22 protein-coding genes are annotated in these 24,311 nt (G+C 65.3%); 10 read left to right on the top strand and 12 right to left on the bottom strand.

The features are described 5' to 3' along the window. Positions 1-56: 56 nt before the first annotated feature. The 3 genes from IVA74_RS04540 to IVA74_RS04550 form a co-directional block, all read right to left on the bottom strand. The gene (locus tag IVA74_RS04540) at positions 57-965 is read right to left on the bottom strand and encodes a S49 family peptidase (protein WP_247340305.1); all 909 of its coding nucleotides are present in this window, start codon (positions 963-965) and stop codon (positions 57-59) included. 214 nt (positions 966-1,179) lie between these two features. Further along, positions 1,180-1,947, bottom strand: a complete 768-nt coding sequence (locus IVA74_RS04545) for a methyltransferase (protein WP_247340585.1) — start codon at positions 1,945-1,947, stop codon at positions 1,180-1,182. After that, positions 1,940-2,167, bottom strand: a complete 228-nt coding sequence (locus IVA74_RS04550; RefSeq protein ID WP_247340307.1) for a DUF2007 domain-containing protein — start codon at positions 2,165-2,167, stop codon at positions 1,940-1,942. Before IVA74_RS04550 ends, IVA74_RS04545 begins: the two co-directional genes overlap by 8 nt. Positions 2,168-2,298: 131 nt before the next feature. Here IVA74_RS04550 and IVA74_RS04555 point away from each other — a divergent pair, with 131 nt between their 5' ends. The 5 genes from IVA74_RS04555 (at position 2,299) to IVA74_RS04575 (ending at position 6,827) form a co-directional block, all read left to right on the top strand. Further along, positions 2,299-3,306 (top strand): polyprenyl synthetase family protein, encoded by a 1,008-nt coding sequence (locus IVA74_RS04555; RefSeq protein WP_247340309.1) that lies wholly within the window; start codon positions 2,299-2,301, stop codon positions 3,304-3,306. A 197-nt stretch (positions 3,307-3,503) separates the two neighbouring features. Next, complete coding sequence (locus IVA74_RS04560; protein WP_247340311.1) at positions 3,504-4,019, top strand: helix-turn-helix domain-containing protein; 516 nt, start codon at positions 3,504-3,506, stop codon at positions 4,017-4,019. A 1-nt stretch (position 4,020) separates the two neighbouring features. Beyond that, positions 4,021-5,283 carry a beta-ketoacyl-ACP synthase II gene (fabF, locus tag IVA74_RS04565; protein WP_247340314.1) on the top strand — a complete coding sequence of 421 codons (1,263 nt, stop codon included), beginning with the start codon at positions 4,021-4,023 and terminating at the stop codon, positions 5,281-5,283. A 43-nt stretch (positions 5,284-5,326) separates the two neighbouring features. Then, the gene (locus tag IVA74_RS04570) at positions 5,327-5,959 is read left to right on the top strand and encodes a LysE family translocator (RefSeq protein ID WP_247340316.1); all 633 of its coding nucleotides are present in this window, start codon (positions 5,327-5,329) and stop codon (positions 5,957-5,959) included. Continuing rightward, on the top strand, positions 5,952-6,827 hold the full coding sequence (locus IVA74_RS04575; protein ID WP_247340318.1) for an alpha/beta hydrolase: 876 nt from the start codon (positions 5,952-5,954) through the stop codon (positions 6,825-6,827). The genes IVA74_RS04570 and IVA74_RS04575 overlap by 8 nt, the downstream gene beginning before the upstream one ends. On the opposite strand, the gene IVA74_RS04580 is transcribed toward IVA74_RS04575, so the two are convergent. The 3 genes from IVA74_RS04580 to IVA74_RS04590 form a co-directional block, all read right to left on the bottom strand. Continuing rightward, a complete protein-coding gene (locus tag IVA74_RS04580; protein WP_247340320.1) occupies positions 6,824-7,708 on the bottom strand; it encodes a 4-(cytidine 5'-diphospho)-2-C-methyl-D-erythritol kinase in 885 nt (294 codons plus the stop codon). The genes IVA74_RS04575 and IVA74_RS04580 overlap by 4 nt on opposite strands. A gap of 86 nt (positions 7,709-7,794) precedes the next feature. Beyond that, the gene (locus IVA74_RS04585; RefSeq protein ID WP_247340322.1) at positions 7,795-9,600 is read right to left on the bottom strand and encodes a tetratricopeptide repeat protein; all 1,806 of its coding nucleotides are present in this window, start codon (positions 9,598-9,600) and stop codon (positions 7,795-7,797) included. A gap of 338 nt (positions 9,601-9,938) precedes the next feature. Next, a complete protein-coding gene (locus tag IVA74_RS04590; protein ID WP_247340324.1) occupies positions 9,939-11,600 on the bottom strand; it encodes an electron transfer flavoprotein-ubiquinone oxidoreductase in 1,662 nt (553 codons plus the stop codon). A gap of 136 nt (positions 11,601-11,736) precedes the next feature. Here IVA74_RS04590 and IVA74_RS04595 point away from each other — a divergent pair, with 136 nt between their 5' ends. Beyond that, entirely contained in the window at positions 11,737-12,543 is an 807-nt protein-coding gene (locus IVA74_RS04595; protein ID WP_247340325.1) for a uracil-DNA glycosylase, read from the top strand. 134 nt (positions 12,544-12,677) lie between these two features. On the opposite strand, the gene IVA74_RS04600 is transcribed toward IVA74_RS04595, so the two are convergent. The 4 genes from IVA74_RS04600 to IVA74_RS04615 form a co-directional block, all read right to left on the bottom strand. Then, positions 12,678-14,186 (bottom strand): glycosyltransferase family 39 protein, encoded by a 1,509-nt coding sequence (locus tag IVA74_RS04600; protein WP_247340326.1) that lies wholly within the window; start codon positions 14,184-14,186, stop codon positions 12,678-12,680. Positions 14,187-14,284: 98 nt separating this feature from the next. After that, complete coding sequence (locus tag IVA74_RS04605; RefSeq protein WP_247340327.1) at positions 14,285-15,121, bottom strand: ribonuclease HII; 837 nt, start codon at positions 15,119-15,121, stop codon at positions 14,285-14,287. A 78-nt stretch (positions 15,122-15,199) separates the two neighbouring features. Further along, the gene (locus IVA74_RS04610) at positions 15,200-15,655 is read right to left on the bottom strand and encodes a VOC family protein (protein WP_247340328.1); all 456 of its coding nucleotides are present in this window, start codon (positions 15,653-15,655) and stop codon (positions 15,200-15,202) included. Between the two features lie 24 nt (positions 15,656-15,679). Then, positions 15,680-16,843 carry a PA0069 family radical SAM protein gene (locus IVA74_RS04615; protein ID WP_247340329.1) on the bottom strand — a complete coding sequence of 388 codons (1,164 nt, stop codon included), beginning with the start codon at positions 16,841-16,843 and terminating at the stop codon, positions 15,680-15,682. A 210-nt stretch (positions 16,844-17,053) separates the two neighbouring features. Here IVA74_RS04615 and IVA74_RS04620 point away from each other — a divergent pair, with 210 nt between their 5' ends. Together IVA74_RS04620 and IVA74_RS04625 are read left to right on the top strand one after the other, a co-directional pair. Next, on the top strand, positions 17,054-19,468 hold the full coding sequence (locus IVA74_RS04620; protein WP_247340586.1) for a phosphoketolase family protein: 2,415 nt from the start codon (positions 17,054-17,056) through the stop codon (positions 19,466-19,468). A gap of 8 nt (positions 19,469-19,476) precedes the next feature. Then, the gene (locus IVA74_RS04625; RefSeq protein WP_247340333.1) at positions 19,477-20,667 is read left to right on the top strand and encodes an acetate/propionate family kinase; all 1,191 of its coding nucleotides are present in this window, start codon (positions 19,477-19,479) and stop codon (positions 20,665-20,667) included. 166 nt (positions 20,668-20,833) lie between these two features. Here IVA74_RS04625 and IVA74_RS04630 read toward each other — a convergent pair whose 3' ends face one another. Continuing rightward, positions 20,834-21,673 (bottom strand): RMD1 family protein, encoded by an 840-nt coding sequence (locus IVA74_RS04630; RefSeq protein ID WP_247340334.1) that lies wholly within the window; start codon positions 21,671-21,673, stop codon positions 20,834-20,836. A gap of 335 nt (positions 21,674-22,008) precedes the next feature. Here IVA74_RS04630 and IVA74_RS04635 point away from each other — a divergent pair, with 335 nt between their 5' ends. Together IVA74_RS04635 and IVA74_RS04640 are read left to right on the top strand one after the other, a co-directional pair. Continuing rightward, positions 22,009-22,584, top strand: coding sequence for a glycosyl transferase (locus tag IVA74_RS04635; RefSeq protein WP_247340335.1), 576 nt, complete (start codon positions 22,009-22,011; stop codon positions 22,582-22,584). 62 nt (positions 22,585-22,646) lie between these two features. Then, entirely contained in the window at positions 22,647-23,576 is a 930-nt protein-coding gene (locus IVA74_RS04640; RefSeq protein WP_247340336.1) for a helix-turn-helix domain-containing GNAT family N-acetyltransferase, read from the top strand. Between the two features lie 101 nt (positions 23,577-23,677). On the opposite strand, the gene moaB is transcribed toward IVA74_RS04640, so the two are convergent. After that, positions 23,678-24,241 (bottom strand): molybdenum cofactor biosynthesis protein B, encoded by a 564-nt coding sequence (moaB, locus tag IVA74_RS04645; RefSeq protein WP_247340341.1) that lies wholly within the window; start codon positions 24,239-24,241, stop codon positions 23,678-23,680. Positions 24,242-24,311: the final 70 nt, after the last annotated feature.

The following is a 24,311-nucleotide window of genomic DNA, read 5'->3' on the forward strand; positions in this document are numbered from 1 at the left end:
ACCGGGCCGCACCGCAATCGGCACGCCCCGGGCGAAATGGCGCGGGCGGCCTCGGTCTAGAACCCGAATTTCGCCCAGATCGCCCGTGTCTCGACAGCCGAGATCAGATCGTCCGGCAGGCCAGCCACTGATTCCATGGCCGAAAGCTGCCCGGCGCCCGGCGATTTCCGGCCCAAAAGACTGGAAAGCAGACCGGTCGGCTGGGCAATCACGGGCGTGAGAACCTTCTCACCAAAGCGGGCACGAAGAGTTGAGCGGAGATCGCCGATGCTGTCGGCGAGCCCCAGCGCGATTGAGCTTTCGCCAGCCCAGTATTCGCCCGTGAACAGGGTGTCGTCGTCGCCCTTCAACCGCGCGCCGCGGCTCTCCTTCACCAGCGCGATGAAGATCCGGTGGATCTCGCGCTGGAGCGCCTTCAGCTTGGCGACGTCTTCGGGATTCTCGGGGAGGAACGGATCGAGCATCGCCTTGTGCGCGCCGGCGGTGTAGAGGCGCCGCTCGATGCCGAGCCGCCTGATCGCTTCCTGGAAACCAAAGCTGCCGCCGACCACGCCGATCGAGCCGAGGATCGAGGACGGATCGCAGATGATCTCGTCGCCGGCGCAGGCGATCATGTAGCCGCCGGATGCGGCGACATCCTCGACGAACACCAGCACCGGCAGCTTCTTCTCCGCCGCGAGTTGCTTGATGCGCAGATAGATCTGGCGCGACTGCACCGGCGAGCCGCCGGGCGAGTTGATCACCAGCGCCACCGCCTTGGCGTTGCGCATCGAAAACGCCCGCTCCAGCACCCGCGCAACGGTCGCGAGTGTCATGCCCGGGCGCAGCGGCGTCACCGCGCCGATCACGCCGGACAGCCGCACCACCGGCACCACGGCCGTGCCGGGACGGAAGCGCGCCGGCAGATATTGCATGAGCTTGTCGGCCAGGCCGGAACTCTCACGATCGTTCAATTGTTCGGCCATGCCGTTACCTCTGATTAACCATTTCTTATCACGCGACTGTCATTGGAAGGGCCCGGAACGTGTTTTGCGGAAACTCCGTTGAGAGGCTGCAATGGGCCAGCGGAGAACACCATGAAAATCTATCTGCTGATGCTGCTGATCGGTGCGCTGTTCACGGCGATCCGCCTGACGACTCCGCAAGAGCAGCAGTCGGAATCACTTCCGCAGTAGGCCGTCACGGCTCCACCAGCGGCAACACCGCCCTTCCCTCCAGGATATCCCTCACCTCGTTGTTCGGCACGCGCGGCGCGTCGTTGAGCATGAGGCCCGGCAGCACGCGCGTCGGAGCCCGGCCGCCCTTGACTGCGCGCACCAGCACCCGGATCGCGGGCCGTCCCGCTTCGCCATGAACCGGCAGGATCGCGAGACTTCCGAAGCCGTGTGACAGCGCTGCCAAAACGTCGGCGATTCCATCTGCGCGCCAAATCAATGTCAGCGCGCCATCCGATCGGAGGATGCGCCGTGCCGCATGCACCCACGCATTCAACGTCCCGTCGGTCGCCACATGCGCGGTGTGGCGCGCTTGATCGGGCGAGCCACGATGGCGAGCGGGATCGTTGAAGGGCGGATTCATCAGCACCACGTCGACGCTGTCGGGCGCGAGCCCGCTCGCCGCAAACGCCTGTGCGTCCGCGGTGACGTCGAGCACGATGGTCTCGGCGGCAATCGCATTCGCCGCCGCATTGGCGCGCGCAAGCCCTGCCAGTTCCGGATCAATCTCGACCAGGCTGAGCCTGATACCGGCCACGCGCCGGGCCAGCGCCAACCCGGCTGTGCCGATGCCGGCGCCGAGATCGACCACGCGGTCGCCCGCTTGGGCCTGCGTCGCCGCCGCGAGCAAAATGGCGTCGTGCCCGGCGCGATGGCCGGACCGCTTCTGCTTCAGTCGCAACTGCCCGCCGAGAAAGGCGTCTTCGGTGAGGTCTGTCAGCGCTTCACCTATCGCTGCGGAGTTCGTGGCTGAGGCCGGCCTCGGTCAGGAGCTGCCGGGCCTCGAGGGCGTCGTCTTCATGGACCAGGATCCGCCGCGGCAAAATGCCCAGCGAGCCCTCGATGATGCTCATGTTCTGGTCCAGCACCAGATGATGGATGTTGGCGCCGTCGAGCAGCGCGCCGACCGCCGACACCAGCACCATATCGTTGGTCCGAACCAGTTCTCGCAAAACACAGGCCTCCTGCCTGACGGGGATTAAGCGGCAATGTCAATGGTTCCACGGCCCTTGCCGCATCCCCGTCCAGTTTCTATTGTCTTTCGATCAGAATAGCCCTTCCGGGGCAAATATTGGAGACCGGCGTGGCCGTCATCGTACCTTTCGAAACTCCCGGCGCGTCGATCGAAGAGCTGGTTGTCCTTGTCGCCGGTGACATGGAGCGCGTCAACGCCACGATCCTGTCGCGGACCGGTTCTGATGTGACCATGATCCCCGAGGTCGCCAATCATCTGATCTCCTCCGGGGGCAAGCGCCTGCGGCCGATGCTGACGCTCGCCATGGCCAACCTCGCCGGCTACGCCGGTGACGGCCATATCAAGCTCGCCGCCTCCGTCGAGTTCATGCATACCGCCACGCTCCTGCACGACGACGTCGTCGACGAGAGCGAGATGCGCCGCGGCAAGCTGTCGGCGCGGATGCTCTGGGGCAACGAAGCGAGCGTGCTGGTCGGCGACTTCCTGCTCGGCCAGGCTTTTCGCATGATGGTCGAGGTCGGCTCGCTCCGCGCGCTCGACATCCTCTCCGCGGCCGCCGCGACCATCGCCGAGGGCGAGGTGATGCAGCTTGCCGCCGCCAAGAACACCGCGACCACCGAAGACGAATATCTCGCCGTGATCCGCGGCAAGACCGCCGAGCTGTTCGCCGCTGCCTGCGAGGTCGGCCCTGTCATCGCCAACCGCCCCAAGGCGGAACAGACCGCCTGCCGATCAGTCGGCATGAATCTCGGCATCGCTTTCCAGCTGGTCGACGACGTGCTCGACTATGGCGGCAAGAGCGCAAAACTCGGCAAGAACACCGGCGACGATTTTCGCGAGGGCAAGATCACGCTGCCAGTCGTGCTCGCCTTCCGCCGCGGCAACGACACCGAGCGCGCCTTCTGGATCCGCGCGCTCGAGCGCGGCGAGGTCGGCGACACCGACCTCGACCACGCCATCGGGTTGATGAACAAGCACCGCGCCCTCGAAGACACGCGGAGCCGCGCCCAGCACTACGGCGCCATGGCTGTGGACGCGCTGGCGCTGTTCCCGTCCTCGCCAATGAAGAGCGCACTGGAGCAGGTCGTGGCGTTCTGTCTGGCACGGTCGCATTAGGGCTCGCACGCTACCCGCACATTTCGGTGTCTTGCCGGCGAAGGTCGGTGAGACAGCGCCCGACTGCATCAACAATCGTCATTGCGAGCGCAGCGAAGCAATCCAGTCTGCCACCGCGGCAAGACTCTGGATTGCTTCGCTGCGCTCGCAATGACGAGTAACTTGCATTTTGCAAGTTACCTCTCTACCTTCCCAGGATGCAGCCCAAATCCCCCTCCATCCTGGAATGCCCGGTCGGCCGCGCCGTGGAGACCGTTGGTGAATGGTGGAGCATTTTGATCCTGCGGGATGCGTTCCAGGGCGCAACAAAGTTCGACGAATTTTCACAAAGTCTCGGGATCGCGCCGAACATCCTGTCGCGGCGGTTGGCCCATCTCACCGAAAGCGGCATGTTCGTGCGCCGCCGCTATCACGAGCGGCCGCCGCGTTACGAATATGTGCTGACGGACAAGGCGCGGGATTTCTTTCCCGTGATCGTCGCGCTGCTCGCCTGGGGCAACAAGCATCTCACGCCGAAAGGCGAATCCATTTTGCTGGCGAACCGCGACGATAGTCGTCCGTTCGATCCGGTCGTGGTCGATGCCGCCGACATGCGGCCGATCACGCTCGCCAATGCGGTCATCATCGCCGGCCCCCGCGCCAGCGGTGTCATGCGCAAACGGCTGACCTCGCTCAAAGCCATGAACCCGGCCATCGCGCCGGTGGGAGACTGACATGCGTCGTATCGTCGTGACGGGAATGGGCGCGGTGTCGCCGCTTGGCTGCGGTGTCGAACTGTCCTGGCGCCGGCTGCTGGCCGGTCAAAGCGGGCTGCGCCCGCTGCCGGAATGGTCGCTGGCGCTGCCCGCGCGCATTGCCGGCCTCGTGCCCGACAAGGCCGATGACGCGGATGGCGGCTTCGATCCTGCGCAGGCCGCCGCGCCGAAAGACCAGCGCAAGATGGACCGGTTCATCCTGTTCGCGCTGCTCGCCACCGCGGAAGCGGTCGCGCAGTCCAAATGGACGCCGCAGGATGCGACCGCACTGGAACGAACCGCGACGATCATCGCCTCCGGTGTCGGCGGCTTTCCGGCGATGGCGGAGGCGGTGCGCATCACCGAACAGCGCGGCCCGCGCCGGCTGTCGCCGTTCACGATCCCCTCCTTCCTCGCCAATCTCGCGGCCGGCCACGTCTCGATCAAATACGGCTACAAGGGTGCGCTGGGCACACCGGTCACGGCGTGCGCCGCCGGCGTTCAGGCGATCGGCGACGCTGCGCGCATGATCCGCGCAGGCGAGATTGATGTGGCGATCTGCGGCGGCGCGGAGGCCTGCATCGACATCGTCAGCCTCGGCGGCTTTGCTGCGGCCCGCGCACTGTCGAGTTCCTTCAACGACGAGCCCGCACGCGCCTCGCGCCCGTTCGATCGCGACCGCGACGGTTTTGTCATGGGCGAAGGCGCCGGCATCCTGGTGATCGAGGAGCTGGAGCATGCATTGGCGCGCGGCGCGACGCCGATCGCGGAGATCGTCGGATACGGCACGACCGCGGACGCCTATCACATGACGTCGGGTCCGCCGGATGGCGACGGCGCCCGGCGCGCGATGGAGATCGCGCTCCGACAGGCGAAGCTTGCGCCCGCGGACTTGCAGCACCTGAACGCGCACGCGACGTCGACGCCGGCCGGCGACGAGAGCGAGCTTGGCGCGATTGCCGCGCTGTTCGGCCGTCACCACGGCATTGCCGTGAGCGCGACCAAATCGGCCACCGGCCATCTGCTCGGCGCCGCCGGAGGGCTCGAGGCGATCTTCACCATCCTCGCCCTGCGCGACCAGATCGCGCCGCCGACGCTCAATCTCGAAAACCCTGATCCGGGTGCGGACGGCATCGACATCGTCGCCGGCGCGGCCCGGCCGATGCCGATGCTCAACGCCATCTCCAACGGGTTCGGCTTCGGCGGGGTGAATGCCAGCGTGATCTTCCGCCGGATCGGCTAGGCAAGAGGGCTTGCAATCGCGGCAAGCTGCGCTACGAAACAGGATGATCGAAACGAATTTCTGGCTGTTCCTGGCCGCCGCTTGTCTCATTGCCGCCGTTCCCGGCCCCGGCATTTTCTACGTCGCGGCACGGACCATGTCGGAAGGGCGCGCTAGCGGTTTTGCATCGACCGCGGGCACCGCGCTCGGCGGGCTGGTTCATGTGGTCGCGGGCAGCCTCGGCATCTCCGCGATCATCCTTGCCAGCGCCGAGCTGTTTGCCGCCGTGAAATTAGTCGGCGCACTCTATCTGGTCTGGCTCGGCATCAGAACTTTCCGCAGCGCCAGCCACGCGCTGTCATTCGACAGCGAGCCCGTCGGCGACAAGCGCGCCTTTCGCGACGGCGTGCTGGTCGAGGCGCTGAACCCGAAGACCGCCGCGTTCTTCCTCGCCTTCATTCCGCAGTTCCTTGACCCGGCGGGATCGAACCCGACGCTGCAATTCATCGTGTTCGGCGCGATCTCGGTGACGCTGAACACGCTCGCCGATATCGTGGTGGTGCTGATGGCCTCCGCGACACGTACGCAGCTGATTGGAAGGCCGCATTTGATGCGGCGTCTCACCCAGGGCTCGGGCGTCTTCATCGCGGGCCTCGGCCTGTCGCTCGCACTGGCGCGGCGGCCCGTGAATGGATAGCTCCACGACGCTCGCCCCGCAAAGCCGATTCTATGAGTCGCACGGCCTGCGGCTGCATTATGCCGACTGGGGCAACGACGGCGCGCCCGTAGCCGTCCTGGTTCACGGCGGCCGCGATCACTGCCGGAGCTGGGACGTCATCGCCCGGTCGCTGCAGCCGCATTTTCACGTGCTCGCGCCCGACCTGCGCGGGCACGGCGATTCCGAATGGACCAAGGGCGGCAGCTACGCGCTGACCGAATATGTGTACGATCTCACCCAACTCGTCCGCAGCATCGCCGCGCCCCAAGTCACTCTCGTCGGCCATTCGATGGGCGGCATGGTGAGCCTGATTTTTTCAGGATCATTCCCCGAACTGGTCTCGAAGCTGGTCGTGCTCGACGGTGTGACCATGCTGCCGGATACACCGAAGTCACCGACGCATGAGCGCATCAGCAAATGGGTCGGCCAGCTTGACAGACTGCACGACCGCACGCCGCGCCGCTATTCGACCCTTGAGGATGCGGCCGCGCAGATGGTGCTTCACAACAAGCGGCTGTCCCGCGACCTCGCGCTGCATCTTGCCACCCACGGCGCGCGGCAGAACGACGACGGCACCTATAGCTGGAAGTTCGATCCGTACCAGCGCGCCTCTGCGCCGCACCGGTTCTGGCCGGACGACCACGTCGCGCTGTGGTCGCGCATCACCTGTCCGACGCTGCTCTTGAATGCCGGCGAGAGCTTTCTCGCGGGCGCCAGGGCCGCAGGCCTTGAGCGCTACTTCCCGCAGGCGCGCGTCGTGACCATTGCCGAGGCCGGACACTGGCTGCAGCATGACAAGCCGCAAGAGGTGTTGGGTGAGATTCGAAAGTTTCTCGGGCTGGCCTAGCTCAATGTCCCCGCGTGCACCCACCACCGGGAATGATCTCTGCGGATCTTCTCGGCGGCGGCATGCGCATCAGTGGACGCGCCATAGATCGCAAAGCACGTCGCACCCGAGCCGGACATGCGGGCGAGCTTGACGCCGGCGGAGTCACGCAAGGCTTCCAGCACGTCGCCGATCACGGGCTCGATGCGCATCGCCGGCGCTTCGAGATCGTTGGCGACGGTCTCGAGAGTATCGACCCAATCGGCAATGGTGGCGCCCTCGTCCGGCCAGGCCGGGGCGTCGAAGACGGAGGTGGCGCCGACCAGGAGTTCGCCGTTGCGCAGGCCCAGCGCCTGGAACACATCCTTGGTCGCGACCGGCACGCGCGGATTGACCATCACGCAGGGCATGCTCGGCAGCATCAAGGGCAGCAGCTGCTCGCCGACACCGGTCATGTCGCAGGCGCGCGAGAACAGGCACACCGGCACGTCGGCGCCGGTCGCAAGCGCGACCGTCTGGAGCCGCGGATCGTCGAGCGACAGATTGTTGAGACGTGCTAGCAACCGCAGCGCCGCCGCGGCGTCGGCCGAGCCGCCGCCAATGCCGGCCGCGACGGGGAGCACCTTGTCGAGCGCGAAGGCGCCCAGCTTCAGGTTCGGCACGGCGTCGGCCAGGAGCTTGGCCGCCTTGAACACGAGGTTGTTGGCCATATCACCGCAGGCCGCCGCGAGCGGCCCCGTGGTGGTGAGCTTCAACTCGCCGCCGGGCTCCAACGTCAGCCGGTCGGCGCAGTCGGCAAATGCGACGACGCTTTCGAGATCATGATAGCCGTCGGCACGACGGCCGACCACGCGAAGGCTCAAATTGACCTTCGCGCGCCCTTCTTCAATGAACGCCGGCATTGGCGACACGCCCCCAGAACTTAGTTTTTCCTTCGCATGATCTTGCCGGAAAACCGCTACACACTTTTCCGGATCGTGCGCTCAGCTCAGCCGCCGCCCTTGCCGTCGTCCTTCTTCTTCTCCTTCTCCGCCTGCGCAGCCGAGGAGTTCGAATTGTCGTCGGTCATACCGTTTGCGATCTTGGCTTCGATCTTCGGAAGCTCATCCGCCTCGGGCTTGAGATCGCGGGCGTGCGCCCACTGGAACTTGGCTTCCAGCGTGCGGCCGACGCGCCAATAGGCGTCGCCAAGGTGGTCGTTAATGGTGGGATCCTCGGGCTTGAGGTCGATCGCGCGCTCGAGGTTCTTCACCGCGTCCTCGTAATTGCCGATGCGGTAATAGGCCCAGCCGAGGGAGTCGACGATGTAGCCGTCGTCCGGGCGCTGCTCGACCGCCCGCTTGATCATCTTCATGCCTTCGTCGAGATTGACGCCCTGGTCGATCCAGGAATAGCCGAGATAGTTGAGGACGTGCGGCTGGTCGGGCTGCAGCTCGAGCGCCTTCTTCATGTCGGCTTCGGCCTTGCCCCACTGCTTGGAGCGCTCCTCGCAGATGCCGCGATAATAGTACCAGACGCTGTTGGCCTTGTCGTTGCCGGCCGGCAGCACGTCGACGCCTTGCGAATAGGTCGCGCCGCATTCGCCGAACTTCTTGCGGCCGCGCTCGATGTTGCCGAGCGCCATGATGGCTTCGAGATCCTTGGAATCCTCAGTGGTGACACCCTTGAGGATCTTGATCGCCTCGTCGGTGCGGTCGGCGGAATCCAGATCGATGGCGAGCTGGATCTGCGCGTTGCGCTTGAGCGGCGAGGACGACGGCACCCGCTCATAGACCTTGATCGCCATCTGCGGCCGCTTCACCGATTCATAGAGATCGGCGAGCGAGAGCAGCGCCAGGGGATGGCTGGGCTGGAGGTAGAGCGAGAGCTGGAGATAGACCAGCGCCAGATCCTCGCCGCCGCGGCGGGTCAGCGTGGCGCCAATGCCGTAGAGCGCTTCGGCGGCGCCGGCTTGCGCGGAATCGGCCAGCGGCGGCATCTTCTTGCCGGCCTTGGTCTCGCGCAGGCCTTCCACGATCAGCGGATGGCGGGCGAGCTTCTTGTCGAACGCCTGGTAGACGGTGGTCGCGGCGGCCGAGTCCTTGTTGCGCGACAGCCAGCGCGCATAGGCCTCGGTGACACGCAGCATGGAATCGTCCAGTTTGTAGGCGCGCTCGAACCGGGTGCCGGCGTCCTTCTCCTTGCCGGAGAGTTCGAGGATCATGCCGGCGTGGAGGTCCTTGAAGAGCGGATACCATTCCGGACCGGCCAGCTTGTCGATGGTCGCGACACCGCCCTTGGCATCGCCCGCACCATAGGCGGCCCAGCCCGACAGCAGCGTGGCGACGAGATCGGTGATCGGACCGCGGATCGACTGGTTGATGTTGGTCTGCGCGGTCGCGTACTTCTTGAACTTGAGATCGTGCACGCCGACGACGAGGCGCGCGACGCGGTTGGTCTTGTCGATGGTGAGGATGCGCTCGGCGAGCTTGACGGCTTCGTCGATGTCACCGTCGGCGACTGACGAGATGAAGGCGCGGTCGAGCAGCTCGTTGTTCTTCGGGTCGGTGCGCAGAGCGGAGCGGTAGAACGCGGCGGCGGAGGCAGCGTCGCGCTCGACGCTGGCGTGGCGGGCGGCGAGATAGCTGCCGGAGGTGGTGAGCGCCTTCAGATCGTTTCGGGTCGGAAACTGTACCGCCGTGTCGGACGGATGATCCGGCGTTTGCGCCAGGACCGCGCCGGGGACCGTCGCGATCGCTGTGCCCATGAGGGCGATGGCGGCAACAGTCCAGCGGTTGAAACGATTTGAAAGCATCAGGGCTCGCCTTGAGTTGGTAGTGCCTGGGTCTGCAGCAAAAGGCCGTATCGCAAGCGAACGCGGCCGGTGGCATCGGGACCCGGAACCGTCGGGCCGACAATGCCGCTTTTGGCGCTTCACCGCAAGGATTCGGGCCGGGCGATCCCCGCCGCACGTCCCAAATCGGCCAAGTGACCGGTCAAGAGCGCCCCAAGACGCTGCTAGTATGGCCTTATCGTGGCCACGGGCCGCAACCGCAGCCGGGTTCTCACGCGAACGTGCGTCACAGGGCCTGGGTCACGTCGCTTTGGTCACATTGGGCCTTGATCACCAGGGTCTTGGCTCGGTGACCCCCCTTACATCGCCTCGTAGTTCGGGCCGCCGCCGCCCTCCGGAGGAACCCAGGTGATGTTGCCGTTGGGGTCCTTCACGTCGCAGGTTTTGCAGTGAACGCAATTCTGGGCGTTGATCTGGTAGCGCGGGCTCGAACCCTCCTCGACCCATTCATAAACGCCGGCCGGGCAATAGCGATTCGAAGGACCCGCGAACACGTCGTGCTCCGAGGTCTTCTGAAGATTCATGTCCGTGACCTTGAGATGGACCGGCTGGTCCTCCTCATGATTGGTATTGGACAGGAACACCGAGGACAGCTTGTCGAAGGTAATCTTGCCGTCCGGCTTCGGGTAGTTCTTCGGCGCGTGGGCCTTGGCCGGATCGAGTGTCGAGCGATCAGGCTTGGCGTGCGGCCGGGTTCCGAACAGCGAACCTCCGAACAGCGTGTTGCACCACATGTCGAAGCCGCCGAGCGCGACGCCGAGCACGGTGCCGAATTTCGACCACAACGGCTTGACGTTGCGGACCAGGAACAAATCCTTGCCGACCGAGGAAGAGCGCCAGGCGTTCTCGTAGTCGACGATCTCGTCATTGGCGCGATTGGCGGCGAGCGCGGCCGCAACATGCTCGGCGGCAAGCATGCCTGTGCCCATCGCATTGTGCACGCCCTTGATGCGGGGAACGTTGACGAAGCCGGCCGCGCAGCCGATCAGCGCGCCGCCGGGGAAGCTGAGTTTCGGCACCGACTGATAGCCGCCCTCGGTGATGGCCCGCGCGCCATAGGCGAGCCGCTTGGCGCCCTCGAAGGTGCCGCGGATCGAGGGATGCGTCTTGAAGCGCTGGAACTCGTCGAACGGCGACAGATACGGATCGTCGTAGTTGAGATGCACGACGAAGCCGACGGCAACGAGATTGTCGTCGTAGTGATAGAGGAACGAGCCGCCGCCGGTCTTCAGGTCGAGCGGCCAGCCGAACGAATGCTGGATCATGCCCTTCTGATGCTTGGCGGGATCGATCTGCCAGACTTCCTTGAGCCCGATGCCGAACTTCGACGGTTCGCTGTTGGAGTCCAGCGCGAACTTCGCGATCAGCTGCTTGGTCAGGCTGCCGCGGGCGCCTTCGGCGAACAGGGTGTACTTGCCGAGCAATTCCATGCCGCGGGTGAAGGAGTCCTTCGGCTTGCCGTCCCGGCCGATGCCCATGTCGCCGGTGGCGATGCCCTTCACCGCGCTCTGCTCGTCATAGAGCACCTCGGCGGCGGCAAAGCCCGGATAGATCTCGACACCGAGCGCCTCGGCCTTGCGCGCGAGCCAACGGCAGACATTGCCGAGCGAGCCGATATAGCAATGATGGTTGTCCATCAGCGGCGGCATCATGAAATTCGGCAGCTTGATCGCGCCGCCGCCCGTCATCCAGTAGAAGCGGTCGTCCTTGACCTGCGTCTTCAGCGGGCAGTCGGAATCCTCGCGCCAGTCCGGGATCAGTTTGTCGAGCCCGGCCGGATCGATCACGGCGCCGGAGAGAATATGCGCGCCGACCTCGGAGCCCTTCTCCACCACGACAACGTTGAGATCGGCATTGATCTGCTTCAACCGGATCGCCGCGGCCAGGCCCGAGGGGCCGGCGCCGACGATGACGACGTCGAATTCCATGGATTCGCGCGGGGGAAGTTCTTCGGTGCTCATCTGATCTCAGCCCTTGAGACGGTCCTTGGTCGATTGCGCCCTCTTGTTTCCGATTTTTCCGGGTAGGACAACCTAGGAAATGCGTTTCGCTGGGATACAAGGCGGCCTAAACTGAACCAATAGTCAGACTTTCCAAATGATCCCAGAACCCGCACCCACCGTCCGAGAGCTTCTCGCCTTCTATCTGGAGGCTGGAGTCGATTGCGCGCTCGCGGAGGAACCGACCGACCGCCTGGCGGAATTGGATACCCCGCCTCCGGCCCCGCGTGCGCCACCTCCGGTCGAAGCACCGCGTCCGGTGGCCGCCCCCGCGGTGATACGCGGCGAGACCGCACCCGCGCCCGACATCGCGATCGCCTCGGCGCGCGAGGCTGCGCGCACCGCGCCGACGCTGGAGGCGCTACGCGAGTTGATGCAAAGTTTTGACGGCTGCGCGCTAAAACACACGGCGACGCGGTTGGTGTTCGCCGACGGCAATCCGCAGGCGCGCATCATGTTCGTCGGCGAGGCACCGGGCCGCGACGAGGACATCGAGGGGCTGCCCTTCGTCGGGCGCAGCGGAAAGCTGCTCGACCTCATGATCGGCGCGATCGGGCTCAACCGCACCACCGTCTACATCGCCAACGTGATTCCGTGGCGGCCGCCCGGCAACCGCACGCCGACGCCGCAGGAGACGCAAATCTGCCTGCCCTTCATCCAGCGCCAGATCGAGCTGGTGAATCCGGATGTGCTGGTGACGCTCGGCAATCCCGCGACGCAGACGCTGCTCTCGACCCGCGAAGGCATCATGCGCACCCGCGGCCGCTGGTTCGACTACGAGACGGGTGGCCGCACGATCCGCGCGCTGCCGACCTTCCACCCGGCCTATCTGTTGCGCTCGCCTTCGTACAAAAGGCTGGCCTGGCAGGATCTGCGGGCGATTGCGAAGATCCTGGCGGGATAGTCCTCTCGTGTCCCGGACGCGATGCAGCGCGATAGCGCTGCTTCGCAGAGCCGGGACCCAGACTGCTGCAACATGGGCCCCGGCTCTGCAGCGCATCACTTCGTGCTGCGCAGCGTCCGGGGCACGAGCGCAGTCTAACTCCCCTTCGGCCGCACGATGGCCCAGCCGATACGCAGGAGCTGCTGGCGTCCGGTCACCAGCCATTCGAAGGCGCGCGGCACTTCCGGGACGATGCCGGGAAAGCGCGCCAGGATTTCCGGCGGTGGGGTGCCGGCGGTATCTGAGGCGCGCCAGACCACGACGCCGCCGGTCTCGCTGAATTTGGCCTGATTCATCCACGGCGTACGCGCGGGCTCGGCATCGATGAAGAGATGCGGCCGGCCGGAATGCAGCGTGATCAGGCTCGCAAGCTGGGTCTCGCCGGCGACCGCGCGCAGGCGATGATTGGTGCGGCGGGCAAAGCTTTCGTCGAAGAAGTCCGAAATCGCTCGCGCCGGCATCGAGGTCGCGATCTCGTTGGCACCGGTCCAGGGCAGGAACAGGACGGCGAGCACGACGCCGATTGCGGGCGCCACGACGGCGCCGGCCCACACCATCCGCAGCATCTTCGCTCGGCGCATCGCGATGAGATCACCGGCCACCACGACCACGGCAAGCCCCGATATGACCAACACGACGCCGGCGCCGCCGACGACGGCATCGAGGCCCAGCAGGCCGGAGATCAGCACCGCGCCGAGCGCCGGCGCCAGCGCGAAGAAATAGACGAAGTTGCGCGCGAGCGGCTCGACCGGCGGGCGGTAGATGATCGGCGCCTCCTCGCTCCTGGGAACGAACAGGCCGGTGTTGAGGATCGTCAGCGCCGGGATCGCCGCCGCGCCGAGCAGGAGCCCTCCGAGCAGCCAGCCCGCGTGCAGCGCGCGGGCATTGAGTTCGGCGACCTCAGGCCAAGCCGGCAGGACGAGCGCCTCGGCGCGCATCAGCCAGACCGCATAGGGCAATGCCAGCACGGCGACGACCACCAGCGCAAACAGCGGGTCGAATGCGCGCAACGTGCGGCGGCCGCCCGCGGTTGCGAGCGCGAAGGCGATAAGCAGCAGCAGGAGGAAGATCGCCGCGGGCGTCGTCAGCAGCAGGAGGCCGGCCTCGATCGACCAGGCGAACCAGGCATTGCCGCGGCGCTGGCCGATGATCTGCCAGGAATGCAGTAGCAGCAGTGCCCAGAGCGGTCGCGCCAGCACAAGGGGGCCGAAGTCGAGTGCGGGCGACGAGAAGGCCAGCATCGTCATGGTCAGCAGCACGGCCAGCACCGCCTGCTGGGGGCCGACCACGGCGCGGGACAGATGATAGAGCGTAATGAAGGTTGCGATCCCGCAGAACTCGGCCAGGACGTAGACGCCGAACACGTGGCCGCCGGCGGCGCGATAGGCGATGTCGGCGAGCCAGACCGGCAAGGGCGGGCCCAAATCAGTGCCGACCTGGTATTCGCGGCCGAAGGCCAGCAGCGTCGCGAGGCTGCCGGGCGGGCTGCGATAGAACGCCAGCGCCACAAACAGCCACATCGCGGCCTGGAGCAGCACGGCGATCCACACGATCAGCCGCGGCCGGGCGCGAATGAGCTCGATAACCAGGGAGGTAAACCGCATGCAACGTCCGAAAGATGCAGCCAACCCGTCCAGCCGGCCCTATTCGCTCACGACTGTTTTGATAGAGGGCGCTGCGCGTCGTGGCAACCGAGTCTGGTCTAGAGATTTGCCGACGCGTCCACTTCCAGGCTGGTGTCCACCTGCACCTCGATCTCGGTCACCGCAAACAGGTCCTGCGCCGGCACAACCGTCCAGGGCATGTGCTTGGCGCGGGCGGCGACGACGGGAGCAAAGAAGCTGCGGTGGTGGACGGTGGGGCCGAGGCGGTTGAGCGCGTCGAGGTGCTCGGGAACGGCGTAGCCCTTGTGCTGCTCGAAACCATAGCCAGGGCAGTCCTGCGCCAGCGCGCACATCAGGCGGTCCCGCGTCACCTTGGCGACGATCGAGGCCGCCGCGATCGACAGGACGATGCCGTCGCCGCCGATCACGGCCTCGCAGTCGCATTCGGTATCGAGCCGGTCGCGGCCGTCGACGAAGACGTGGCGGGGCTGCTCGGGCAGCGCCACCACGGCGCGCTTCAGCGCCCACAGCGAGGCGCGCAGGATGTTGTCGCGGTCGATGCGGGAGCGCGAAGCGACGGCGACCGAGACTTGCGCGGTGGCGCAGATCTTGTCGAACAGCTTTTCGCGCGCCTCGGGCGTCAGGCGCTTGGAATCGTCGATGCCGCGCGGGATGCGGTCGGGATCGAGAATCACCGCAGCCGCCACCACAGGACCGGCCAGCGGCCCGCGGCCGGCCTCATCGCAGCCCGCGACCGGCCAGATCCCGCACTTGATCAGCGCGCGCTCGCGGCGGAAGCTTGGGGGAACGATGGTGGCGCTTTTTCCGCCGGCCAGCGCCTTGGCCAATTTTTTGGGCGCAGTCTTCTTGTTACTGGGCGCAGCCTTCTTGGGCGCACCTTTGGCCGGCTTCTTGGCGGATTGATCCCGAATCATGGCCGGGATCGTGCGCAAGCGACGTGGCCTGCGCAACCGGGAACCTCGGACAATTCCCGTTATTCAGGGTCAGCCGCCCTATTCCGCCAGATGCACCCGCCGGTCCTCGCCGACCTCGATGCCTGGCGCGACCACGACCTCCCAGGGATGGCCGTCAGGATCGGCGAAATAGCCGGAATAGCCGCCGTAGTCGGTCTGATGCGCGGCCTTCAGCAGCGCGGCTCCCTTGCTGAGGGCGAATGCCAGCACCGCGTCCACCTCCTCACGCGCGCGACAGTTCCATGCGAGCGTCATGCCGCGGAACGTCGATGGCCTCGGAGTATCGGGCAATTTGGCGTCGGCCGCGAGCTGATCCCAGGGAAACAGCGCAAGCACCGGACCGCCGGTGTCATAGAACGCAACGGCCTCACCGGTTAGCTTCAGCCGGCGCGAGAAACCAAGCGCGTCGTAGAAAGCGATGCTGGCGCGGATGTCGCTGACGCCCAGCGTGATGACCGTGAGCCGCGGCACCGGCGGCGGCAATTCCTTACTCATACGACACCTCTTCCACTTCGTCGCTCAGAACAGGCTGAGCTGATCGCCGTTCCGCTTCGGCTTGGCAAAATGATCCGTCGTCAGCTTGGAGCGCCGCTTGTTCAGCCCGAGCCTGTCGCATGCGATCTCGAAGCGGCGGCCGATGGTCCAGGCCATCGGGCCGGTGCCCTTCATGCGCTCGCCCCATTTCGCGTCGTAGTCGCGGCCGCCGCGCATGTCGCGGATCAGCGTGAAGACGTGGCGGTAGCGGTCCGGATAGTTCGCCATCAGCCATTCACGAAAGAGATCGCGTACCTCAAGCGGCAACCGCAGCAGCACGTAGGAAGCTTCCTTGACGCCGGCATGGGCGGCGGCATCCAGGATGCGCTCGATCTCGGAATCGTTCAGCGCGGGGATCACGGGCGCGACCATGACGGTGGTCGGAATGCCGGCCTCCGAGAGCTGCTTCAGCGCCTCCAGCCGCTTCGGCGGCGTCGATGCCCGCGGCTCCATGGTGCGCGCGAGCTTCGGATCGAGCGAGGTCACCGAAATCCCGACCTTGGCGAGGTTGCGCTTGGCCATACGCGCGAGAATGTCGATGTCGCGGGTCACCAGCGCCGACTTGGTGACGATGCCGACGGGATGGCCGGCGCGTTCCAGCACCTCCAGAATGCCGCGCATGATCTTGCGGTCGCGCTCGATCGGCTGATAGGGATCGGTGTTGGTGCCGATCGCGATCATCCGCGGCTCGTAGCCGGGCGCAGCAAGCTCCTTCTCGAGCAGCGCCGGTGCCTCAGGCTTCACGAACAGCTTCGATTCGAAGTCGAGCCCCGGCGACAGGCCGAGATAGGCATGGGTCGGCCGCGCGAAGCAATAGACGCAGCCGTGCTCGCAGCCGCGATAGGGATTGATCGAGCGATCGAACCCGATGTCGGGAGAATCGTTGCGGGTGATCACTTTGCGCGAGGTGTCGACGCCGACGGTGGTCTTGAACGGCGGCAGCTCTTCCAGGCTCTGCCAGCCATCGTCGAAGGCGACGCGCGCCTCAGCCTCGTACCGGCCGCTGGCATTGGATTGGGCGCCCCGCCCTCGCCTGCGCTGCTTGTCGATGGCGACCGCAAGCTCAGGGAAAGCAGAAGGCGCACCCGCCGGCTCGGAGGGCGCCGTGACCGGCGGGTGCTTGAGAGCATGAGAGGATGCTGGACTCATAAAGCCAAGATAGCATGTCGAAGGAACAAATCAAGAACACAAACAAAAAACTGAAAAACAACCCCATGCACAGTAACCGCCCAAATGTCGGGCGGGCGCCTTTGACCTCGCGCAACACGCCCGTTCCGACGAGTTCGTTTGGTGCCGGTCAGGGATCAATCGCCGCAGATCGATGTTGGTGACAATCGCTGGGTGAAGGTCGGCAAGAACATGACAAATCGAAGACAATCGCCTGCGGCGAGCAGCGACCTCGGCCTCCTCGATCGCTACTGGCGCGCTGCGAACTATCTCTCCGTCGGGCAAATCTACCTGCTCGACAACCCGCTGCTGCGCGAGCCCTTGCGGCCCGAGCACATCAAGCCGCGTTTGCTCGGCCATTGGGGCACGACGCCGGGTTTGAACTTCATTTATGCCCATCTCAACCGCGTCATCCGCGCGCTGGACCTGAGCGTGATCTATGTCTGCGGTCCCGGCCACGGCGGCCCCGGCATGGTCGCCAACACCTATCTCGAAGGCAGCTACAGCGAGATCTATCCCGATATCGCACGCGATACGGACGGATTGCGCAAGCTATTCAGACAGTTCTCCTTCCCCGGCGGCATTCCCAGCCACGCGGCGCCGGAAACGCCGGGCTCGATCCATGAAGGCGGCGAGCTCGGTTACGCGCTGGTGCATGCCTATGGCGCGGCCTTCGACAATCCCGACCTGATCGTCGCCTGTGTCGTCGGCGACGGCGAGGCCGAGACCGGCCCGCTCGCGGCGTCCTGGCAATCCAACAAGTTCCTCAATCCCGCCCATGACGGCGCGGTGCTGCCGATCCTGCATCTCAACGGCTACAAGATTGCCAATCCGACTGTGCTCGGGCGGATGCGCGATGAAGAGATCCGCGATCTCTTCCACGGGCTCGGCCACGAGCCGCTGTTCGTCGAGGGCGACGATCCCAAATTGATGCACCGGGCCATGGCGGACGCGCTCGACGTCGCGCTCGCCGGCATCCGGTCGATCCAGCAGCACACCCGCGACGGCCGCAAGAGCGTCGAACGTCCGCGTTGGCCGATGATCGTGCTGCGCAGCCCGAAGGGCTGGACCGGCCCCAAGGAGGTCGACGGCAAGAAGGTCGAAGGTTTTTGGCGTGCACATCAGGTGCCGGTCGCGAACTGCCGGGAGAATCCGGCGCATCTGAAGATTCTCGAAGACTGGATGCGCAGCTACGAGCCGGAAAAGCTGTTCGACGGGAGCGGCGCGCTCATTGCCGAGCTCCAGGCGCTCGCGCCCGAAGGCAATCGCCGCATGGGCGCCAATCCGCACGCCAATGGCGGCCTTCTGAAGAAGGAGCTGAAGCTGCCGGACTTCCGCAGCTTCGCGGTGGACGTGCGAGAGCCCGGCGGCGTCATGGGGGAAGCGACGCGCGAGCTCGGCAAATTCCTGCGCGACGTCATCCGCCTCAACGCGCAAGAGCGCAACTTCCGTATCATGGGTCCGGACGAGACCGCGTCAAACAGGTTGGACGCAGTGTTCGAGGCGACCGAACGCGTCTGGATGGAGCCGATCGAATCTTACGACGTGCATCTCGCGCAGGATGGCCGCGTGATGGAGGTACTGAGCGAGCATCTCTGCCAGGGTTGGTTAGAGGGATATCTGCTCACCGGACGGCACGGCTTGTTCTCCTGCTACGAGGCCTTCATCCACATCGTGGATTCCATGTTCAACCAGCACGCCAAATGGCTCAAGGTGACGCGGCATCTCGCATGGCGGCGCCCGATCGCCTCGCTCAATTATCTGCTGACCTCGCATGTCTGGCGCCAGGACCACAACGGCTTCAGCCATCAGGATCCCGGCTTCGTCGATCTCGTCGCCAACAAGAAGGCCGACATCGTTCGCATCTACTTCCCGCCGGATGCCAACACGCTGCTGTGGATCGCGGACCATTGCCTGCGCACCTATGATCGCATCAATGTGATCGTCGCCGGCAAGCAGCCGGCGCCGCAATGGCTGTCGATGCAGGAAGCGGCCACGCATTGCGATGCCGGCATCGGCATCTGGAGCTGGGCCGGCACGGAAGACGTGGGACAAGAGCCCGACGTGGTGATGGCCTGCGCCGGTGACGTGCCGACGCTGGAAACGCTCGCCGCGATCGACCTCCTGCGCAAGGCACTGCCCGACCTGAAGATGCGCGTCGTCAATGTCGTCGACCTGATGACCCTGCAGCCTCGGGAGCAGCATCCGCACGGTCTCGACGACCGCGACTTCGACAGCCTGTTCACGCGCGACAAGCCAGTGATCTTCGCCTATCACGGCTATCCTTACCTGATCCACCGTCTCACCTACAACCGCACCAACCATGCCGGCATGCATGTGCGCGGCTTTGCCGAGGAAGGCACCACCACCACGCCGTTCGACATGGTCGTGCTCAACGGGCTCGACCGCTATCACCTCGCGATCGAGGCGATCGAACGTGTGCCTGGGCTCGCCGCCAAGGCGGCGCAGGTGAAGCAGCAATTCCGTGACAAGCTGATCGAGCATTCGCGCTATGTGCGCGAGCACGGCGAGGACATGCCGGATGTCCAGGGCTGGGTCTGGCCGAACAGCGCAGGCGGCAACACTCCGGCGGAGGCGGGCGACTGACAGCAGCCATGTCGAAAACGGTTCTCGTTCTTAACTCGGGATCGTCGAGCATCAAGTTCGGCCTGTTCGGCATGTCGGCGGCCGAGCCCGCCCTGCTCTGCAAGGGCTTGCTCGACGAGCACGAGACCAGGCCGCGGCTGGTCGTGAAGAGCCCCGCGGGCGACGATCTGTTCGAGAAGCAGAGGAAAGCATCGGATCCGGACAGCGATCATCTTTTCGTCGACGTGCTGGGCTTCATCGAGGACCGTTTTGGCGACCGCCGCTTGGTCGCCGTCGGCCACCGCATCGTCCATGGCGGCCCGGACTATTCCGGTCCGGTCGAGCTGACGGATGATGTCTACGCGAAGCTGGAGGCGCTGACGCCGCTTGCCCCGCTGCACCAGCCGCGTTGTCTGGAGCCGGTCCGCACCATCAAGGCGATCCGGCCGGCGCTGACGCAGATTGCCTGTTTCGACACCGCCTTCCATCACGGCCTGACGCCGCCCGCGAACCGGTTCGCCATCCCGAGGCGCTATGAAAAGCGCGGCGTCCGGCGCTACGGATTTCACGGCCTCTCATTCGAATATGTCGCGGGGCGTCTCGCTGCGACCGCGCCGCAGCTCATCACAAAGCGCACCGTCATCGCACATCTCGGCAACGGCGCAAGCCTGTGCGGCTTGCGCGATGGCCGCAGCATCGACACCACGATGGGCCTGACGCCGCTCGACGGTCTGGTGATGGGCACGCGCTGCGGCACGATCGACCCCGGCATGCTGCTCTATCTGCAACAGCACGAGAAGATGTCGGTCGAAGATGTCCAGCGCCTGCTCTATCACGAATCAGGCCTGCTCGGCGTCTCCGGTATCTCCTCGGACATGCGCGTGCTGCTTGCGAGCGGCGAGCCTGCGGCGCGGGAGGCGGTCGAGCTCTTCACGTTCCGCGCGGCGCAGCAGGTCGCGATGATGGCGACCACGCTCGGCGGCCTGGACTGCCTGGTCTTCACCGGCGGCATCGGCGAGCACGCCAAGGAAATCCGCAGCGCAATCGCCGAGCGTCTCGGCTGGCTCGGTGTGCGCGTGGATGCCGCGGCGAATGACGAGGGATGCGAGCGCATTAGCGGAGACGGAGGCACCGTCGATGTGTACGTAGTCCCGACGAATGAGGAACTGATGATCGCACGGCATTGTGCGGCGGTGCTGCGACAAGAAAATCACATTTGAGAGTACGTGGCAGGGCAATCTTTTCGTAGCCCATCCTTCGAGACGCCCGCCGTTGGCGGGCTCCTCAGGATGAGGTCCTGCTCCGCGACGAAATCTTAGACCTTCATGGTGAGCAGCGCCGCCCTACGGCGCGCCTCGAACCATAAGGCCAAGGACGCTCGCAGAGTCAGTGCGTCCCCGACCAAATCTGGAAACAGCCGATCGCAACCTCGATCACGATCAGAACCACCACCGCGATTTCGAGGCGGAGCGAGCGCTGGGTGTCGATGATGTCGGTGAGCGCGTTGGCAGTCTCGGACACGGCGGTGAGCTTGCGCTCGAGCGTGTCGAGGCGCTCCTTCAGTTCGTACTCGTCTTCCAGGCGGGCATAGAGCCGGTCGAGCTCGGGCTTCTCCCAAAGCACGTCCGGCTTCTCGGCCACCGCAACACGGCCGGCGACGCGCTGCTGGACCAGAAGCGCATTGCCGATCAGTTGCAGGATGCCCTTGCGCCGGGGCGGTGTGCGACCCTGCTCGGCGAGCTTGCGCGCAAAGGGCTCGATCACGTCGAAGACCGCGGCGACACGCCGCTCGTCGCGCGCAAGCGAGGTACTCTTGGCGAGCGCATCCGCGATCAGCAGCAGCCGGTCGTCGGAGAATTTGGCGAGGCAGATCGGGCCGCCCGGCTGGATCGCCTCGGCGCTTTCGTCCTTGCAGAGCTGCGCCTGCGCGATCTCCTCCTCATAGGGGCTGAGCTCGCCGGTCACGCGGGGCTTCAGGCTGTCGATCAGCACCTTCTCTTCCGAAGGGAGAAGGCCGATCAGCACCACGACGCCGTACCGGAAGATCACCGCAAGGCCGGCATGGACGCGGAAGGCGGCTGGCGTCGAGGAGACGGTCGCGCCTATCTCGAGGCCTGAGGGATTGATGCGTTCGCCCAGCATCACGGCGCGGATCCGCAAGATCGGCGCGCCATCCAGCCTGGGAGATGTTGCCGGCGTGTTAACAGCAAGTTGATCGGCGTTCATTCGAAGCCCCTCGTCAGCGGCGCGATTGCACGTTTTTCCCGTTCCCGCGCTGGTCAGCTATCGGATCCGCTTTTTGCAGGATTGCGAACGGCCTGGGCGTCGCGCAAGGTTGCGGCAACCTCCGCACTAATACGGTCAAGCAAGGACGGCGCCGAAACATTCGGCAATATCGCCACGCCGCACGGGACATATTTGGATGCGACGGCTCCGGCGGTTTACCATCGTAGACCGAAGCGCGGCCGAAAAGTTGCACTCGGCGACGCTGCATGTTTATGACAACATCATAATATAATTAGTTGCGCTTCTCCCGAAGTGCGGAGACTGAAGCCTCAATCATGCTAAGCGTCATCATTCCGACCGAAGGCGTCGAGCAGACGGCGGTCGCAACTCTGGCCGCGCTGGTACCCGGTGCCGCCGCGGGCATCATCCGGGAAGTGCTCCTGGTCGATGGCACCCGCAACGGCGTCATCGAGCGCGTTGCCGACGTCGCGGGCTGCCGTTTCATCGGCTTCGAGGGATCCTCGCAAGGCGCAGCCCTCGCCGCCGGCGCACTCCAGGCCCATTCGCCCTGGCTGATGTTCCTGCCCGCAGGCGCCGTGCTGGAAACCGGCTGGATCGAGGAAACCACCCAGTTCATCCAGACCGTCGCGTCCAGCGGCCGGGACCGTGCGGCCGTCTTCCGCTATGCGCGCTCGCCATACGCCGACGCCGGATTCCGCGACATCTTCCGGGCCGTGACGCGCAAGCTCATCGGCCCCTTCGGCGATCAGGGACTTTTGATCGCGCGTGATCACTACGACCGGATCGGCGGCTACCCGCCCCAGGCCCGCCGCCCCGAGGCACGGCTGCTGCGGCGGCTCGGCCGCTCGTCCCGGATCATGCTGCGCAGCCGGATCGTCATGGTCGGCTGAGGCCACCAGATACTTGCCAAAGTCAATTAATTGTTTGACAATGGCAAATATCGAGGTGACCCATGCCGTTCAACGCTACCGACGACCACATCGCAGCGGTCCGCGCCTTCAACCGCTTCTACACTCGCAAGCTTGGCGTGCTCGACCAGCACCTTGGAAAGAGCCCGTTCTCGCTCAGCGAGGCGCGCGTGCTCTACGAACTCGCGCAACGGGACGATCTTGCCGCAAAGGAGATCGGCAACGAGCTTGGCCTCGATCCCGGCTATCTCAGCCGCATCGTGCAAAGCTTCGACGAAAAGGGGCTGATCACCCGCAGGCCCCTGCCCGCGGATCGTAGGCAATACCAGCTCAGTCTCACCGCTAAGGGCCGCCAGACCTTTGCCAAGCTGAACCTGGGCTCGCAAAATGAGGTCGCCGCAATGCTGGCTCAGCTTTCGGCCAGCGATGCAACGCGGCTCACGCAGGCTATGGCGAGCATCGAGGCTGTGCTGGAGCAACGTCGAAGCCAGCCCGCGGCTTTCATGCTGCGCAGCCATCGCGTCGGTGACATGGGCTGGGTCATCTCCCGGCAGGCCGCCGCCTATGCGGCCGACTACAACTGGGATATCAGCTACGAGGCCCTGGTCGCCGAGATCTGCGCACAGTTCATCAAGGGCTATGACGCCGCGCGCGAGCACTGCTGGATTGCGGAAGTGGGTGGCGAGCCGGTCGGCTCGATCTTCCTGGTCAAGGCCACGGACGAGATTGCGAAGCTGCGCCTGTTGCAGGTGGAGAAGAAAGCGCGTGGACTCGGTGTCGGTCGCGCGCTGGTCGAGCAATGCATCCAGGGCGCACGCGAGAGAGGCTACAGCAGGATGACGCTGTGGACCCAAAGCATCCTGGTCGCCGCGCGTGGCATCTATCAAAGTGCAGGCTTCAAGCTCGTGAAGGCAGAGAAGCACCACAGCTTCGGTGCCGATCTGATCGGCGAGACTTGGGAGCGGGATCTCTGATTATTCGCAACGAGCGGGATGCAAGTAAATGTGCCCGTGCGGATGGACCCCTCATCCGGCGCTTCGCGCCACCTGCTCCCACAAGGGGAAGAAGAGCGCGACTACACCGTCGCGCCCTGGGCCTTCGGGCGGCGCAGGTGTTCGTCCAGCCGCGGCATGATCTCGACGAAATTGCAGGGACGCGTGCGGTAGTCGAGCTGGGCCTTGAGAATACCGTCCCAGCCGTCGCGGCAGGCTCCGGGCGAGCCGGGCAAGCAGAAGATGTAGGTCGCGCCAGTCACGCCGGCGGTGGCGCGGCTCTGGATCGTCGAGGTGCCGATCTTGGCGTGGCTCAGCATGTGGAATGCGATCGAGAAACCGTCCATGCGCTTCTCGAACAAGGGCTCGATCGCCTCCGGCGTGACGTCGCGTCCCGTAAAACCGGTGCCGCCGGTGGTGATGACGACATCAACGCCCGCGTCCGCAATCCAGCCGCGGATGACGGCGCGGATCGCCTCGACGTCGTCGGTGACGATCTCGCGCGCGGCGAGATGATGGCCGGCCGCAAGGATCCGGTCGGCGAGCGTCTGGCCGGACTTGTCGTCAGCGAGCGCGCGCGTGTCGGAAACAGTGAGAACCGCAATGTTGAGCGGGATGAATTGTTTTGTTTCGTCGATGGACGCCACGACTCTTTCCTCTCGTGTCCCGGACGCGATGCAGCGCGAAGCGGTGCAGCGCAGAGCCGGGACCCATTAT

Origin of the sequence: Bradyrhizobium sp. 132 (assembly GCF_023074185.1) — a bacterium.
Taxonomy (GTDB): Bacteria; Pseudomonadota; Alphaproteobacteria; order Rhizobiales; family Xanthobacteraceae; genus Bradyrhizobium.